At 70.1% G+C, this 1,122-nt stretch carries 1 protein-coding gene; it reads left to right on the top strand.

The window, feature by feature from the left end; all coding sequences use genetic code 11:
* The coding region (locus AB0O00_RS40815) for a prolyl oligopeptidase family serine peptidase (RefSeq protein WP_363659710.1) at positions 1–1,042 on the top strand (1,042 nt) is incomplete at its 5' end.
* Between the last annotated feature and the right edge of the window lie 80 nt (positions 1,043–1,122).

The raw sequence follows: 1,122 nt of genomic DNA, 5'->3' as shown, positions 1-1,122 counted from the left end.
GGCGCCGTGGGAGGGCGGCTACCAGTCGTACGGCTTCACCGGTCGTGGCGAGATCGTGCTGACCACGACGGACGGGATCACCACCGAGCTCCTGGCCGTCGATGCCGGAGGTACCCGGCGTCGGCTCGGGTCGAACCTCACGTCCGTAAAGCCGTACGTCGCAGTCGACGGCGGCTCCGTGGCCGTGATCGGGTCCACCCCGAGCAGCCCGCCGGCCATCTGGTCGGTCGACCTGACCGCGCAACCGGGAAGCCTGGCCCGTCCGATGGACCTGGACCGTGGTCTCGCTGCCCCGTGGACGATCGTTTCTCCAACGCTCCAGACCATCGAGACCTCGGCCGGGCCGCTGCGCTTCCTGCTGCACGAACCCGACGACGCACGCCCGGTTCCGCTGCTGGTCCGCGCCCATCCAGGTCCGACCGACGACGTCCCGCTCCGGCTCGACTGGACGACGCAGTTCTTCGTCAGCCACGGCTTCGCGGTCGCCGAGGTCCTCTACCGGGGCAGCACCGGCCGTGGCCGCGCCTTCCGCCAGTCGCTGCATGGTCATTGGGGCGAGTACGACGTCGACGACTGCGCGGCCGTCGCGGAGCACGCCCTCGCCATCGGCCTCGCGAGGCCCGGATCGGTGTTCATCAGCGGCGTGAGCGCCGGTGGGTACACAGCCCTCCAAGCCGCCTGCCGCCCAGGGCCGTTCAGCGCTGCTACCGCGATCTCGGCGATCATCGACCCTGCGCAGTGGGAGTCTTCGGTGCCACCGTTCCAACGTGCGCACGCGGCCGTGCTACGCGGCCCTGCCGGTGCAGTGCGACCCGAACACGTCCGCTGTCCCGTCCTCGTGATCCACGGTTCGGCCGACACCATCACCTCCGCCCAGGAGGCCATGCAGTTCGCCAAGAAGCTGGCCACCCTCGACCAGGGACACAGCAGCCTCCTGTTGGCGGACGGCGACCACTACCTGTCGGGCTCCGCCCCGCGGGAGCAGGCACTGCGTGCCGAACTCGACTTCTACCAGCGTGTCATGCGCCGCCCACCAGAGTGATCGCCATACTGTCGGATTCCGGCAGCACGGCCCTTGCGAACTCGCGCAGGTCCCGGGCCGGGGCGTAGTCGGCATGAGCC

The organism is Kitasatospora sp. NPDC093558, from assembly GCF_040683475.1.
In the GTDB taxonomy this organism is placed as follows: domain Bacteria; phylum Actinomycetota; class Actinomycetes; order Streptomycetales; family Streptomycetaceae; genus Kitasatospora.
Note: the sequence above shows the minus strand (reverse complement) of the source record. Positions and strands in the feature narration are given on the sequence as shown.